At 69.9% G+C, this 14976-nt stretch carries 14 protein-coding genes; 9 read left to right on the forward strand and 5 right to left on the reverse strand.

The features are described 5' to 3' along the window. Positions 1-316 precede the first annotated feature (316 nt). A complete protein-coding gene (locus ACK5IN_RS03935) occupies positions 317-790 on the reverse strand; it encodes an Lrp/AsnC family transcriptional regulator (RefSeq protein WP_416894915.1) in 474 nt (157 codons plus the stop codon). A 132-nt stretch (positions 791-922) separates the two neighbouring features. Here ACK5IN_RS03935 and ACK5IN_RS03940 point away from each other — a divergent pair, with 132 nt between their 5' ends. Continuing rightward, positions 923-2137, forward strand: coding sequence for an NAD(P)/FAD-dependent oxidoreductase (locus tag ACK5IN_RS03940; RefSeq protein ID WP_416894916.1), 1215 nt, complete (start codon positions 923-925; stop codon positions 2135-2137). 34 nt (positions 2138-2171) lie between these two features. Then, on the forward strand, positions 2172-3467 hold the full coding sequence (locus tag ACK5IN_RS03945; RefSeq protein ID WP_416894917.1) for an LCP family protein: 1296 nt from the start codon (positions 2172-2174) through the stop codon (positions 3465-3467). Positions 3468-3473: 6 nt separating this feature from the next. Here ACK5IN_RS03945 and ACK5IN_RS03950 read toward each other — a convergent pair whose 3' ends face one another. Then, complete coding sequence (locus ACK5IN_RS03950) at positions 3474-4919, reverse strand: phytoene desaturase family protein (RefSeq protein WP_416894918.1); 1446 nt, start codon at positions 4917-4919, stop codon at positions 3474-3476. 7 nt (positions 4920-4926) lie between these two features. Then, positions 4927-5343, reverse strand: coding sequence for an SHOCT domain-containing protein (locus ACK5IN_RS03955; protein WP_416894919.1), 417 nt, complete (start codon positions 5341-5343; stop codon positions 4927-4929). 144 nt (positions 5344-5487) lie between these two features. Between ACK5IN_RS03955 and ACK5IN_RS03960 the strand changes: the two genes are divergently transcribed. The 6 genes from ACK5IN_RS03960 to ACK5IN_RS03985 are packed head-to-tail and all read left to right on the forward strand — an operon-like array spanning position 5488 to position 11042. Further along, entirely contained in the window at positions 5488-6285 is a 798-nt protein-coding gene (locus ACK5IN_RS03960) for a sulfite exporter TauE/SafE family protein (RefSeq protein ID WP_416894920.1), read from the forward strand. A 31-nt stretch (positions 6286-6316) separates the two neighbouring features. Beyond that, a complete protein-coding gene (locus tag ACK5IN_RS03965) occupies positions 6317-6763 on the forward strand; it encodes an FAS1-like dehydratase domain-containing protein (RefSeq protein ID WP_416894921.1) in 447 nt (148 codons plus the stop codon). After that, on the forward strand, positions 6760-7152 hold the full coding sequence (locus ACK5IN_RS03970) for a MaoC/PaaZ C-terminal domain-containing protein (RefSeq protein WP_416894922.1): 393 nt from the start codon (positions 6760-6762) through the stop codon (positions 7150-7152). Before ACK5IN_RS03965 ends, ACK5IN_RS03970 begins: the two co-directional genes overlap by 4 nt. Position 7153: 1 nt before the next feature. Then, the gene (locus ACK5IN_RS03975; protein ID WP_416894923.1) at positions 7154-8290 is read left to right on the forward strand and encodes a UDP-N-acetylmuramate dehydrogenase; all 1137 of its coding nucleotides are present in this window, start codon (positions 7154-7156) and stop codon (positions 8288-8290) included. A 50-nt stretch (positions 8291-8340) separates the two neighbouring features. After that, positions 8341-9528 carry a mechanosensitive ion channel family protein gene (locus tag ACK5IN_RS03980; protein WP_416894924.1) on the forward strand — a complete coding sequence of 396 codons (1188 nt, stop codon included), beginning with the start codon at positions 8341-8343 and terminating at the stop codon, positions 9526-9528. Between the two features lie 44 nt (positions 9529-9572). Further along, a complete protein-coding gene (locus ACK5IN_RS03985) occupies positions 9573-11042 on the forward strand; it encodes a trypsin-like serine peptidase (protein WP_416894925.1) in 1470 nt (489 codons plus the stop codon). 21 nt (positions 11043-11063) lie between these two features. Here the strand turns inward: ACK5IN_RS03985 and ACK5IN_RS03990 are convergent, their stop codons facing one another. Together ACK5IN_RS03990 and ACK5IN_RS03995 are read right to left on the reverse strand one after the other, a co-directional pair. Further along, positions 11064-11867 (reverse strand): hypothetical protein, encoded by an 804-nt coding sequence (locus tag ACK5IN_RS03990; RefSeq protein ID WP_416894926.1) that lies wholly within the window; start codon positions 11865-11867, stop codon positions 11064-11066. A 52-nt stretch (positions 11868-11919) separates the two neighbouring features. Then, positions 11920-13140 carry a pyridoxal phosphate-dependent aminotransferase gene (locus ACK5IN_RS03995; protein ID WP_416894927.1) on the reverse strand — a complete coding sequence of 407 codons (1221 nt, stop codon included), beginning with the start codon at positions 13138-13140 and terminating at the stop codon, positions 11920-11922. Positions 13141-13352: 212 nt separating this feature from the next. Here ACK5IN_RS03995 and ACK5IN_RS04000 point away from each other — a divergent pair. Further along, positions 13353-14976, forward strand: a 1624-nt coding sequence (locus ACK5IN_RS04000) for an acyl-CoA dehydrogenase (RefSeq protein WP_416894928.1), incomplete at its 3' end; no start/stop codon positions are given.

Genomic DNA, 14976 nt, shown 5'->3' on the forward strand with positions numbered 1-14976 from the left:
ACGAAGACACCCACTAGAGAGAGATGGGGCGCTGAACGCGACGATGTGGGACAGTTGGCTCAAGCGCATCGTCTCGGGTACGGATGCGACGAGCAGCGAGTCGGTCGCACACGGTCGGGCGAAGAGCCTGGATGACGCGGGAGTTCGAGATCGACGGCGCGCACGTGGGCGAGACGATCAGGTTCTGCGTGAAGTTGCAGCCCGCGGCGATCCGCGTGCGGTGCCGAGAACATGCGATGTGACCGAGAGCAGGACGGATGCCCCGCACGCGCCCTGTACCGAGGTGACGTGTATGTTCTCGGCACGGGGTACGGCGTCACCTCTCACGTTGCCCAGCGGCGTGGTCGAAGATGAGGCTCGTGTTGGTGGCGGCGACCTCGGCGCGCAGGCTCAGCGTGTCGCTGACGAGCTCGCGCATTGCTGCCGCATCGCGCACGGCGACGTGCACGAGGAAGTCCTGGTCGCCGGCCACGAAGTACACATGCCGGGTGGCGGGCAACCGTTCGAGGTAGGTCTGGAAGCGACGCAGGTCGCCGCGCGTGTGCGCGTGCAGGCGGATCGCGATGAGCGCTTCGAGGTCGAGGCCGAAGGCGGCCGGGTCGATGTCGGCGTGGATGCCGCGCACGGCGCCGGATGCCATGAGTCGCCGCACCCGCTTGTGGCACGTCGACTCGGCGATGCCGACGCGCGCGGCCAGCTCGCTGTTCGAGACGCGTCCGTTGCGTTCCAGCTCGGCGAGGAGTGCAAGGTCGATGTCGTCGGTGTCGAAGCGGTCCGAAGAATCCTCCATCGTCATGCTCGCCTGCCTTTCAGATCGAAGATTCTGCACATAGAGAAACCATCTGCATAAGAATCATCGTATAGCGGATTGTTCACCATCTATTTCTGCATAATTGACGGCAGGCAGAAAGAGGAGGGTGTGTTGGCGCGTTCGATCGTCATCGGTGCCGGCATGGTCGGGCTCGCGACCGCATGGCATCTGCAGGAGCACGGCGTCGAGGTCACCGTGCTCGACCGCACCGGCGTGGCCGCGGGCTCGAGCTGGGGCAATGCCGGCTGGCTGACCCCGGGCAAGGCGATCCCGCTCGCCGACCCCAGCCTGTGGACGTACGGACCCACGGCGCTGCTCAATCCGGACGCCGCGCTGCACGTGCCCTTCCGAGCCGACCCCGGGCTCTGGTCGTTCCTGGCCCGCTTCGCCGTGCACGGCACGATGCGGGCGTGGAATCGCACGATGGCCGCGCTCACCCCGATCGACAAGCTGGCACTCGCCAGCTTCGACGAGCTCGCCGACGGGGGAGTGGATGCCTGGACCCGCAAGGGCCCATTCGTCATCGGCTTCACCGACGAGGCCCACTCGCGCGGCTTCTTGCACGAGATCGAGGGGGTCATCCGCCACGGCCAGGACGTGCCGTTCGAGCGGCTCGACGACCCGCGCTCCCTGGTGTCGCAGCTCTCCGATGCAGTCACCGTCGCCTACCGCCTCGACGGGCAGCGGTTCATCGAGCCCGGTCCGTTCGTCGAGGCGCTCGCCGACGCGGTGCGCGCCCGCGGCGGCGAGATCCGCGCTGGGGCGACGGTCACCGCCGTCGACACCGGCCGGGTCACGCTCGCGGGTGGCGAGCAACTGACCGCCGATTCGGTCGTCATCGCGACCGGCGCCTGGATGCCGCAGCTCGCCCGGCCGCTCGGGGTCAGGGTGCGGGTGCAGGCCGGGCGCGGCTACTCGTTCACCGTCGACACCGACGAGCCGATCGAGCACCCCGTGTACCTACCGTTCCAGCGCATCGCGTGCACTCCATACCAGGGCCGGTTCCGCATCGCCGGGACGATGGAGTTCCGCCGCCCCGACGAACCGCAGCAGCCCCGTCGCATCCAGGCGATCGTCAACCAGGCGCGCACGCTGTTCACCGGAATGGACCTCGACGACCGCCATGACGAGTGGGTGGGGTCGCGCCCGGTCACCCCCGACGGGCTGCCGCTCGTGGGCGCCACGAGGGCACCGGGCGTGTATGTCGCCGGCGGACACGGCATGTGGGGCATCGTGCTGGGCCCGGTCACCGGAAAGCTGCTCGCCGAGCAGATCGTCACCGGCCGTGTCGACCCGGCGATCGCACCGTTCGACCCGCTGCGCTGATAGCCTGCCTCTGCTCCTGATCGCGGAGGACTGAGTGAGCGCATCGCCGAAGCCGCCCCGACATCGTCGGGCCACGGTCGCGCGCCACGGCCGGCTGACGTCGCCGAACCCCGTCGGCCAGATCGTCACGCTGGTGGCCGTCGTGCTCGCGGTGGTGTTGGTCAGCGGCGCGAGCACCGCTGCGTTCTACGCGTGGAACGCGGTCGAGGCGGCCGCCGCGAGCGGCGTCGACATCGGGACCTCCGACGACCAGCTGCCACCGACCCTCGGTGAGATCGAGGGCGGCGTGAACATCCTCCTCGTCGGCACCGACTCGTGCGAGGGGCAGAGCCTCGAGTACTTCCCGCAGTGCGCCGACCCCAACCTCGAGGGTGAGCGCAACGACGTGACGATGCTCGTGCACATCGCCGACAACCCGCGGCGCGTGACCGTCGTGTCGTTCCCGCGCGACATGCTCGTTCCCATCCCGTCCTGTCCGGACGGCGAGGGTGGGCGCTATTCGGCGATGAGCTCGCAGATGCTCAACGCGTCGTACTCGTACGGTGGTCTGCCGTGCACCGTGCTCACCGTGTCGGCGCTCACCGGCGTCAACATCGACTTCGCCGCGGCCATCCGGTGGACCGGCGTCATCAACATCTCGGATGCGATCGGCGGAGTGCAGGTGTGCATCGCCGAAGACATCCGTGACAGGCACACCGGCCTCAACCTCACGGCTGGCACGCCGACTCTGCAGGGGCTGCAGGCGCTGCAGTTCCTGCGCATCCGGCACGGCATCGGCGATGGCTCCGATCTGTCGCGCATCTCGAACCAGCAGCAGTTCATGTCGTCGCTGGTGCGCACGCTCAAGTCCGAAGAGGTGCTGTCGAACGCCGGCACGCTGTTCGGGCTGGCGAACACGGCGCTGCAGCAGATGAACAGCGGCCAGCTCGCCCTCAGCACGGGGCTGACCAACCCGACGCGCATGGTGCAGATCGCGATGGCGGTCAAGGACGTCGCCTTCGAAGACATCGCCTTCCTTCAGTACCCCACCGGGTACGTGCCCGACGGCGACAGTGACCGGGTGATCCCGCTGCGCGAGCCGGCCGGCGTGCTGTTCGACGCCCTGGCGCAGAACAAGCCGATCGCCCTCACCGGGAAGACGAGCCCGGGCGCCTCGAACTCGCAGGAGGTCAAGGGCGAGGTCGAGACCGAGCCGAGCCCCGCGCCGTCGGGCTCACCGGGCGCCACACCCGAGCCCGCCCCGCCGGCCGACGACGCCGTGGTGCTGCCCGAGGCGATCACCGGGCAGACGGCGAACCAGATCACCTGCACGCTGCGCGAACGCGGCTGACCCGGCTCAGGGGGCGAGTGCGGGTGCCTCGCGCATGCCGAACTCGTGTCGCAGCACGCTGAGTGCCGCTCGCCATCCGGCCATGCCGTGCACGCCCGGGCCCGGTGCCGTCGAGGCGGAGCACAGGTAGACGCCCGGCAGTGGCGTGCGCCACGGATCGCCCGAGATCACCGGCCTGCGCAGCAGTTGCGCGAACGATGGCTCACCGGCCGCGATGTCGCCACCCACGAAGTTGGGGTTGTGCGCGGCGACGGCCGCGGCATCCCGCGACGCCGTCGCCAGGATCGTGTCGCGAAAACCCGGAGCGAATCGCTCGAGCTGCCGCACGACGGCTTCGGTGCGGTTGCGGCGCGACCCGGCGGGCACGTGCGTGTACGCCCACAGGGTGTGCCGGCCGGTGGGAGCGCGTGACGGATCGAACAGGGTCGGCTGCGAGACGAGCACGTAGGGCGAATCGGGATGCCGCCCGCGCGCCACCTCGCGCTCGCTCACGGCCATCTCGGCTCTCGTGCCGCCGACGTGCACCGTGCCGGCCGCGCGCAGCCGCTCGTCGGCCCACGGCACCGGCGCACTCACAGCGAAGTCGACCTTGGCGACGCCGTTGCCGTAGCGGAAGCGGGTCATCGCGCGGCGGTAGGCCGCCGGCATCCGCTCTCCCGCCAGACGCACCAACGCACGCGGCGTGACATCCAGCAGCACCGCTCGTGCCGGGGGCAGCTCGGCCAGCGATCCCACGTCGATGCCGGTCTCGACGCCGCCCCCGTGCGCCTCGAGGTCGGCGATCAGTGCGTCGACGATCGCCTGCGACCCGCCGACAGGGATCGGCCACCCGCGTGCGTGCGCGTAGGCGGTCAATGCGAGTCCGGCACCCGCGGCGGCCAGGCCCGGCAGCGGGAGGATCGCATGCGCCATCGCCCCGGTCAGCAGGGCGGGCGCCGTGTCGTCGCGGAAGCCGGCGCTCCACCAGGGCCCGCCCTGGCGCAGGCTCGCGACACCGAGGCGGGCGAGGGCGAGGGGATGCCGGGGTGCCGGCAGCAACGGCGCGCCCGTGATGGCGGCCACCTGATCCGCCCGCCGCGCGAGGGGGCCGACCAGTCGCGCGTATGCCCGCCCGTCCCGGCCGAGCTCGGCGGCGGTGCGGGGGAGCGAGCGGTAGGCGACCGCCGCCCTGCCGCCGTCCAGCGGCTGCGCGAACGACGCCTCGGGGGTGACGAAGGACACGCGGCGCTCGAGCGCGAACCCGCGGAAGAACTCCGACGCCAGCGCGAGCGGATGCACGGCCGAGCACACGTCGTGCCGGAACCCCGACAGCGTGAGCTCGGTCGTGCGCGCACCGCCACCGGCGGTCGTCTCGCGCTCAAGCACCTGCACGCGCAGCCCCGCGCGGGCAAGGGTGACCGCCGCGGCCAGACCGTTCGGCCCGGAGCCGACGACGACCGCGTCGAGCGTCAACGCGGGCTCAGCTCAGGGCGCGCGCCTTCAGCCGGTCGAACTCGACCTGCGAGATCGCGCCGGAGTCCAGCAGCGACTGCGCCTTGGCGATCTCGTCTGCCGGGCTCGTGCCCGCGACCTGCTTGATGTACGCATCCGCCGCCTGCTGCTGCTGCTGCGCCACCTGCGCACTGCGCTCGCCCATGCCGCGACCACGCGCGATGAGGTAGACCAGCACCGTCAGGAACGGCACGAAGATGAGGAACAGAATCCACAGCGCCTTGAACCAGCCGTTCAGCTTGCGGTCGCGGAACAGGTCGCTGATGATCGCGAACAGCGCGAAGATGTATGCGACGAAGATGAAGGCCGAAAGGAACCACCAGATCAGGTCCCAGAACGAGCCCCAGAATCCCTGATACTCCACAGTCGCTTCGATGAATCGCACGGGCGTGCCTTTCGTGAGAGGGCGGCGCGGCAGATGCGCCATCGCGTTCACTCTAGTACTCAGCGTCCTCACAGGTCACGCAGACGGCGCGACCGCCGCGGCCGGGCGCGACGGATGCCGCGGGCGCGCCGATAGGGTGGTGCGGTGGATGACACGGCACCGACGCGACGGCGCCGCCCCCGCGCCGTGCTGGTGTTCGTCGGGATCGGATTGGTCGCGGGACTGCTCTCCGGTCTGTTCGGGGTCGGCGGGGGCACCGTCATCGTGCCGTTCCTCGTGCTGCTGCTGCGCTTCGACCAGCGTCTGGCGGCGGGCACGTCGCTGGCGGCGATCGTGCCGACCGCGGCGGTGGGTGTCGTCTCGTATGCGGTGCACGGGGCGGTGGCGTGGATTCCCGCCCTGATCCTCGCGGCGGGTGCTGTGATCGGCGCGCAACTGGGCACGTGGCTGCTGCCCCGGCTGTCGCAGCGGCTGCTGCGGTGGTGCTTCGTCGCATTCCTGGTCGTGGTGATCGTGAGCCTGTTCGTCGTGGTGCCGTCGCGGGACGCCGTGCTCGAGCTGACGTGGGTCACCGGTCCCGGGCTGGCGGTGCTCGGCATGATCACCGGTGTGCTGGCCGGGCTGCTCGGCGTCGGCGGAGGTGTCGTGGTGGTGCCGGCGCTGATCCTGCTGTTCGGGACGAGCGACCTCATCGCGAAGGGCACGTCGCTGCTGATGATGATCCCGACGGCGTTCTCGGGCACCGTGGGCAACGTGCACCGCCGCAACGTCGACCTGTTCGGCGCGGCGCTGATCGGCGTGTCGGCGTGCACGACAACGGCGCTCGGCGCGTGGTTCTCGACGCTGCTCGACCCGTTCGTCGGCAACGTGCTGTTCGCCGTGTTCCTGGCGGTCATCGCCGTGCAGATGGCGGTGCGCGCGGTGCGCGGTCGCGGCCGCTGAGCCGGTGTGGGGGCATCGGTAGGATGGCGGGGTGCCCGTGAACCCCGATCTGGTCGGCCGTGTGTTTCCGCCGACGTCCCCGTACCTGGTGGGGCGAGAGAAGGTGCGCGAATTCGCGCGCGCCGTCTTCGCGACTGACCCGCAGCACACCGATCCGGCTGCCGCGCAGGCTCTCGGCTACACCGATGTCGTCGCACCGCCGACGTTCGCGATGGTCGTCCAGGACCGCACGCTGCAGCAGCTGCTGGCCGATCCCGATGCGGGCATCGCTCTGGAGCGCACGATCCACGCCGAGCAGCGCTTCCGCTACACGCGCCCCATCGTCGCCGGTGACGAGCTGATCGCGCAGCTGAGCATCACCGGCGTGCGCGCGGTGGGCAAGGGGGCGATGGTCACGAGCGAGGCCGAGATCGTGGATGCCGCCGGCACCCATGTCGTCACGGCCACCTCGATCCTGCTGATCGGAGGAGATGCGTGAACATCGGAGACGTGGTCGCCGAGCGCACGGTCCACCTCACCCGCGAATCGCTCGTCCGGTACGCGGGGGCGTCGGGAGATCTCAACCCCATCCACTACCGCGACGACGTGGCCGCGAAGGTCGGCCTGCCCGGCGTGCTCGCGCACGGGATGCTCACCATGGGTCTGGCGGTCGAGACGATCATGCCGTGGCTGGGCGATACCGGCCGTATCGTCGAATACGGCGTGCGCTTCACCCGCCCCGTGGTCGTAGACGCCGACGGCGGCGCTGACGTCACCGTCGTCGCCATGGTCGCCGCTGTCGACGACGAGACCGCCCGTATCGACCTGACGGTCACGTGCGCCGACACGACGGTGCTCGGCAAGGCGCAGGTGCGGGTTCGCCGCTGACATGCCCGACGTCACGCCCCTTCCGCTGTCGCGGCTGACGACGCTGCGCACGGGTGGCGCGCCCGAGCGCATGATCGATGCGACGACCCGCGGCGAGCTGATCGCGGCGCTGCACGACGCGTGGGCCGGTGACGAGCCGTGGCTCGCGCTCGGCGGCGGCTCGAACCTGTTCGTGGGCGACGAGCCGCTCGGCGGCACCGTCGTGCGGGTGCTGACGAGCGGGATCGAACGGATGCCGGGAGCCCGTCCCGGCACGGTGCGTCTGCGTGTGCACGCCGGGCACGAGTGGGACGCCCTGGTCGCGTACACCGTCGACGAGGGACTCGCCGGCATCGAGGCGATGTCGGGGATCCCGGGCACCGTCGGCGGTGCGCCGGTGCAGAACGTCGGCGCCTACGGGCAGGAGGTCCAGCAGACCCTCGTCGAGGTGGAGCTGCTCGACGAGGGCGCCGACGAGCCGGTGACGGTCGCGGCATCCGATCTCGGCCTCGGCTTTCGCACCTCGGTGCTCAAGCATCATCACGGGTCGGTGCCCCAGCGCCGGGCGGTCATCCTCTCGGCCACCCTCGAGCTCACCGAGGTCGGCGACGCCGAACGCACCATCGCCGGCGAGCAGCTGCGCCGCGCGCTCGGGCTCGAGGCCGGCCAGGCGGTGTCGCTACGGTGGATCCGCGAGCACGTGCTGTCCACCCGCCGCAGCAAGGGCATGGTGCTCGACGAGCACGACCCCGACACCCACAGTGCCGGCTCGTTCTTCCAGAACGCGATCGTGTCGGCGTCCTTCGCGCGCACCCTCCCCGCCGACTGCCCTCGTTGGCCGGTCGAGCCCGACCTCGAACCGGTCACCGTGATTCCGCTGGCGGAGTTCGACGGGCACGTGCCGAAGCCGTCGGGCGTCGCCTCCGACGTCAAGGTGAGCGCCGCCTGGCTCATCGAGCAGTCCGGCATCCGCAAGGGCTTCACCCTCCCGCGTTCGCGCGCCGCCGTGTCGACGAAGCACGCGCTCGCCCTCACCAACCGCGGGGGGGCGACAGCCGCCGAACTGAGCGAACTGGCCCGGTACATCCAGAGCCGGGTCGCCGCGGAGTTCGGGCTCATTCTGCAGCCCGAGCCCGTGCTCATCGACGTCGAGCTGTAGCGCGCGCCGGCGTTTGTGACGATCGCCCGGGGCACCTATCGTGGGTGCCCATGGTCTCGTTCTGGAATCTGCCCGTGGTGCTGAACGCGCTGATCGTGCTCGTGGCCGGCGCGATCACCGTCATCGTCGCGACCTTCGTCATCACGCGCATCGTGCGCATGGCGGGGCGTGGCAAGCCGTGGGTGGTGCTGCTCGAGCGCCGCACGCGCGCACCATTCATCGTGCTGCTGTCGGTGGTGCTCGTATGGATCGGCCTGGGGGTGACGCTCCCGCTGGCCGGTGAGGGGCGCGAGATCTTCCGGCAGGTGTTCCTGATGCTGCTGATCCTGTCGATCTCGTGGGCGATCGGCTCGGCCCTGGCGTTCGCTGCCGACGTGGGCCTGACTCGGTATGCCGAGGACGGCTCGGACGGCTGGCAGGCGCGTCGCGCGCGCACCCAGGTGGCGGTCATCCGGCGCCTCATCGGCGCGGGCACAGTCGTCATCGGGGTGGGTGCCGCACTCCTGACGATCCCCGCGATCGCGGCGGTCGGCACGACGCTGCTCGCTTCGGCCGGGTTCCTGTCGGTGGTCGCGGGTCTTGCCGCACAGTCGACGCTGGGCAATCTCTTCGCCGGGCTGCAACTCGCCTTCAGCGGTGCGGTGCGGCTCGAGGACGTCGTCGTCGTCGACAACGAGTGGGGGTATATCGAGGAGATCACCCTCACCTATGTCGTGGTGCGCATCTGGGACGAGCGCCGCCTCGTGCTGCCCTCCACGTACTTCACCCAGCAGCCGTATGAGAACTGGACGCGCCGGTCGAGCGCGGTGCTGGGCACCGTGTTGTTCGACCTCGACTGGGGCGTCGACATCCCGCGCATGCGCGCCCAGCTCGACGTCATCCTCGACAACAGTGGACTGTGGGACGGCGTGGCCTCGTCGTTGCGCGTCACCGAGACCGTCGGCGGCTATGTGCAGGTGCGGGCGCTGGTCAGCGCCGAGGACTCGTTCAAGATGTTCGACCTCACCCGCACCGTGCGCGAAGAGATGCTGCTGTGGCTGCAGCGCGAGAATCCTGAGGGTCTGCCGCGCACCCGCATCCAGTCGATTCCGCGCGATGGCGAGCGCTTCCCCCGGGTGCGCGACGCCCCGCCGACGAGCAAGGCGGAGGCCGAAGAGCGCGGTCGCGGCGATGAGACGCGCCCGACTGATCTGCCGATGCTCGATGTCGACGGCGATGTGCCGGATACTGAGAAGTAGCAGGCGTGGGTCTAGGGAGGGGCGCGGTGCGCAGAATCTGGGGAGTGGGCGTTGCGGCTGCGGTCGTGATGGTGCTGACGGCGTGCGCCGGAGGGGATGCCGCGGGCCCGCCGCCTGCGCCGACCGCCGAGGCCGTCGTGCCGGCGCCGCCGCTGGATGCCGCTGAGCTCGAGGTGTACGGCGGCGTCGCCCGGGTCGACCTGGCGAGCTCGTGCACCGCCAGTCTCGTCGAGACGGGCGTCGACACCGCCCCGGCCTACCTGCTGACGAACGGCCACTGCATCGGTCTCGACACCGGACCCGCCAACCGCACCGTCGTCGACGAGGAGGGGTTCGGCCAAGCGCACTTCTTCGCGGTCGCCGGTGCGGCCGAGGCCGACGTGCTCGACGTGCCGGTGGTGCGGTTCGAGTACGGCACGATGCGCGGCATCGACGTCGCCGTCGTGCGGCTGGATGCGACGCTCGGCGAGCTGCGAGCGGCCGGTGCCGTTCCGTTGTCGGTCGGAGCTGCCGTGCCCGCCGAGGGGCTCGACGTGGTGAACATCGCCGCGCCGACGCAGAACGTGATGCCGGAGGAGTGGGTGCTGCGCAAGGGCGAATGCACGCTCGGAGCGACCGCCGACGTCATCGAGGGCCGGTGGCTGTGGTTCGATGCCCCGCGCAACGACTGCCCTGGCGTGCTCGGCGGGTCATCGGGATCGCCGCTCATCGCCGGTGGCGAGATCGTCGCACTGCTGAACACCACCAACACGGGTGTGCCGGTCGAGCGCGGTGACACGTGCTATCTCGGCAAGCCCTGTGAGGTCGACGGCGATGCCGCCGTGTTCGTTCCCGACACCAGTTACGGCACCCAGGTCGCCGGTGTCGGCGATTGCTTCGTCGACGGCGTCTTCGCACTCGACGGCGGGTGCCCGCTGCCGGTCACCACCCTGTGGGACATCGACGGGGGAGGCATCTTCGGGGCGGACGGCACCGATGGCATCGGGCTCGAGCCCGAGCTCGCGCTGCGCGGTGACACCGCGGAAGAGGTCGCGGTGATCCAGAATGTGGCGCTGGGCGACGCATCCCGCTGCACCGACCCGGTCGCCTACGCTGACGCGAGTCGGGTGACGCTCGTGCCCGACGCGGAAGAACCCGTCGTCGTGCCGATCACGCTGCCGACCGAGAACGGGTTCGTGCTCGCCTGCGCGGCCGTGCCCGGGCAGGAGCAGCTCGCCGCTCGGTTCGTGTTCTCGATCGACGCGGTGCCCCCGGCCTTCGGTCCGCAGTTGCTCGTCGAAGACGTCGGCGACGCGATCATGATCGACCCGCTGTTCGACCTGCCCGACATCTCCGAGATCTGGATGCTGTACGGATCGCCCGACGAGGTCGACTGCGCCGACCGCGACGCCTACGCGTCGTACCGCCGGCAGCCCGTGTTCCTCGACAAGAGTGAGCTGCCCGCGCGCTTCTGCGCCGTCGGGTTCGACTTGGCAGGCAACGAATCGCCCATCACCGACCAGATGGTCGAGTAGCGTCGTCGCGGAGCGGACACCTCAGTCGGAGGTCGTTCCGTCAGGGCGTTCAAGACCGAGGAACGGTTCCATCGCCTGCGCGTAGGCGGCCGACTCGCCCGCCCGGACTACTGTCGCGCCGTACCCGATCGCGATGCTTGCGGTCGGCCAGCCCACGTCTTCCGCCTCCTTGGCAGCATTCCCCGAAGGATCGAGCGACGCATCCTGGATCGTGAGGTACACCCACTGGTATCCGTCGTAGACGGTCGCCGAAACGCTCCAGCACTCGCCGCCGGGACGGTTGCAGTACTTGTCGCGGTATTCGGAGCCCATAGCGTCGCGGTCGAGAACGAACGACCCGAGCCCGGCATCGACGGCTGCCCGGTTCGCCGCCACGATGAGATCGCCCCATCGCGCACGTGGCGGGACGTCGTCGGACTGCAGCTCGCAGCAGTTGACCGTGATGAGCATCGAGTCGCCCCCGTAGCCGTTGCCCGTGTGCGGGTACCAGTCGTCCGCGTCGAACCAGGACTGCTCGGGCTCGCTCGGAGACAGGGCGATGCCGGATTCCTTCTCTACGGCGGTGCGGATCTGCTCGATGAGTTCTCGAGCAGGCTGTTCGAGCTGAGTCTGGTCCGGCGCATCGAGCAGAACGTCGCCGTCGGTTCCCGCGTGGGCTGGATAGTCCATCCAGTCGGCGACGACCGTCTGGCCCGACTCGTCCGTGTACGTCGACGAGGGAGAGGGCGCCTGGCCTATGCATCCGGTCAGGAGCAGCATTGCGCTGGCGAGCACGACTGCTCGGCGCGCGCGAACCGTGAGAGAGGGCCGGTACGTGTTATCCACAGAGCGAGTATATTGTTTTACAATAGAAATACATCGAGCAACGATATGTAGGTCACTGTGCGAAGAGCTGCTGCAGGCGCTGCATGCCCTCACGCAGCTGGTCGTCGCCGAGCGCGTACGACAGGCGCAGGTAGCCGCTCGGCCCGAAAGCCTCTCCCGGCACCACCGCCACCTCGGCTTCGTCGAGGATGAGGTCGGCGAGTTCGAGCGAGGTCTCGATTCGCTTGCCACGCCACTCGCGGCCGAGCAGGCCCCGCACGTCCGGGTAGGCGTAGAACGCGCCCAGCGGGTTCGGCACCGTGACGCCGTCGATCTTCGCGAGCTCGGCGACGATGAGGCGCCGACGCCGGTCGAACGCGACACGCATCTGCTCGGCCTCGTCCTGCGGGCCGGTCAGCGCGGCCAGCGCCGCGCGCTGCGCGATGTTGTTGACGTTGCTCGTCAGGTGCGACTGCAGGTTGGCGGCGACCTTGACCGCATCCTTCGGTCCCACCATCCAGCCCACCCGCCAGCCGGTCATCGCATACGTCTTCGCGACGCCGTTGACGAGGATCGTCTGACCCGCCGCCTCAGGAACAGCCTCGACGATCGAGACGGCCTTGGTGCCCTCATAGACCAGGTTCTGGTAGATCTCGTCGGTGATGATCCAGATGCCGTGTTCCACAGCCCACTGGCCGATGGCCCGCGTTTCCTCCGGCGTGTACACCGCGCCGGTCGGGTTCGACGGCGACACGAACACGAGCACCGTGGTCTTGTCGGTGCGCGCCGCTTCAAGCTGCGCGACGGTGACCTTGTACTCCTGGTCGGCGCCGGCGAACACCTCCACGGGCGTGCCGTCGGCCAGGGCGATCGCCTCCGGGTAGGTCGTCCAGTACGGCGCGGGCAGCAGCACCTCGTCGCCCGGATTCACCACGGCCTGGAACGCCTGATACACCGCCTGCTTGCCGCCGTTGGTGACGACGATCTGCGACGGGTCGACCTCCAGGCCCGAGTCGCGCAGGGTCTTGGCTGCGATCGCTTCGCGCAGCACCGGCAGCCCGGGCGCGGGGGTGTACCGGAAGTTCGCCGGCTCCGTCAGTGCCTCAGCGGCGGCGTCGACGATGAACTGCGGGGTGGAGAAGTCGGGCTCGCCCGCGGCATACGAGATGACGGGTCGGCCCTCGGCCTTCAGCGCCTTGGCCTTGGCGTCCACCTTGAGGGTCGCCGACTCGGCGATGGCGCTGAGCTTTGTGGAGAGCGAGGGTTTGCGGGAGAGGGGAGCGCTTTTGGTCACGCTTCGAGCGTACTCGGGTCGCTTTGCGGAGGCGATGAGGGAATGTCTCGACCTCGGACCTCGGCATAGCGCGCGTCCGGAGTGTAGATGCTGAGTGTGGGCATACCCCAGTGCCCCCAGTCCCCGCCCCACCAGCGGCCCTTGAGTATGAGACTCAGTACCAGCTAGAATGAAACGCAGTATCGTGCTCTCGCTCGGAAGGACACAGATCGATGGATGCCGCGGCCTACACCGCTCCTGTGGAGGACTACGCTTTCCTGTACCGCGACGCGTTCGGGGCCGACCTCGTCGCCCGTGCGACCGGGGGCGCCATGACCGCCGACGACGCGATCGACGTGCTGCGGGCGGCCGGGGAGTTCGCCGCCGAGGTGCTCGCGCCCCTCGATCAGGTCGGCGACCGCGTCGGTGCACGGCTCGTCGACGGGCAGTCGACCCTGCCCGACGGCTTCGCCGCCGCTTTCGAAGCGCTCGTGGGCGCGGGGTGGATCACCGCCGAAGCCCCCGAGTCGGCCGGCGGCGACGGCCTGCCGACCCTCGTGCACAACGGCCTGGGCGAGATCTGGAACTCCGCGAACATGGCGTTCGCACTGAACTGGATGCTGACCTCCGGAGCCATCCACGCGCTCGACGCCGTCGCCTCCGATGAACTGCGCGAGACCTACCTCGCGCCGATGGTCGCGGGTCGGTGGACGGGCACCATGAACCTGACCGAACCGCAGGCGGGCACCGACCTCGGTGCGATCCGCACCATGGCCACCCCGAACGACGACGGCACGTGGTCGATCAGCGGCCAGAAGATCTTCATCACGTGGGGCGACCACGATCTCGCCGAGAACATCGTGCATCTCGTGCTCGCGCGCACGCCCGACGCACCCGCAGGCGCGAAGGGCATCTCGCTCTTCGTGGTGCCCCGGTCGCTCGTGAACGCCGACGGATCGCTCGGCACCCGCAACGGCGTCGAGACCGCGTCGCTCGAGCACAAGCTCGGCATCCACGGCAGCCCCACGTGCGTGCTGAACTATGACGGCGCCACGGGGTACCTGGCGGGTGCGCTGCACGGCGGCCTGGCCGGCATGTTCGTCATGATGAACGCAGCCCGCGCCGGCATGGGCCTGCAGGCCACCGGCGTCGCCGCCCGCGCCTACCAGCGGGCGGCGGCCTACGCTGCGCAGCGCGTGCAGGGGGCGGTTCTCGACCGGGCCGACGACACCCCGATCGCCGGCCACCCCGACGTGCGGCGACTGCTGCTGTCGATGTCGAGCGAGATCTTCGCGATGCGCGCCATGGGCGTGCTGCTGGGTGACCTGTTCGACCGCGCCGTTCTCGAGGGAGCCGAGGCCGACGATACCCCGGCGCTCGCCGAGTTCCTCGTGCCGATCTTCAAGGGATGGACCACCGAAGAGGCGCAGCGCCTCACCTCCGAGGCGATCCAGGTGCACGGCGGGGCGGGCTTCATCGAAGAGACCGGTGTCGCCCAGCACTACCGCGACGCGCGCATCATGTCGATCTATGAGGGCACGACGGCGATTCAGGCCAACGACCTCATCGGCCGCAAGCTCATCCGCAACGGGGGGGCGACAGCATCCACGCTCTTCTCGCTCGTCGACGAGAACGTGACGGCCCTGCGTGGGCTCGACCACCCGGTCGCGCAGCGCACGGCAGGCCGGCTCGCCCGCGCTCTGGACGCGGCGCGACAGGCGACGGACGCGCTGCTCGGCTTCGGGCTCTCACGTGACGCCTACGCGGTGAACGTGCCGTACCTCATGCTGCTGGGCACGCTCGTCGGCGGGTTCATGCACGGGCTCGCCGTGGTCGCGGTGCTCACCGGCTCCGGTG

Source organism: Microbacterium sp., from assembly GCF_047971895.1.
In the GTDB taxonomy this organism is placed as follows: Bacteria; Actinomycetota; Actinomycetes; order Actinomycetales; family Microbacteriaceae; genus Microbacterium.

Coding starts and splice junctions, on each gene's coding strand:
- ACK5IN_RS03935 (WP_416894915.1), bottom strand. CDS start 790: ATGGAGGATTCTTCGGACCGCTTCGACACCGACGACATCGACCTTGCA.
- ACK5IN_RS03975 (WP_416894923.1), top strand. CDS start 7,154: ATGCCCGACGTCACGCCCCTTCCGCTGTCGCGGCTGACGACGCTGCGC.
- ACK5IN_RS03980 (WP_416894924.1), top strand. CDS start 8,341: ATGGTCTCGTTCTGGAATCTGCCCGTGGTGCTGAACGCGCTGATCGTG.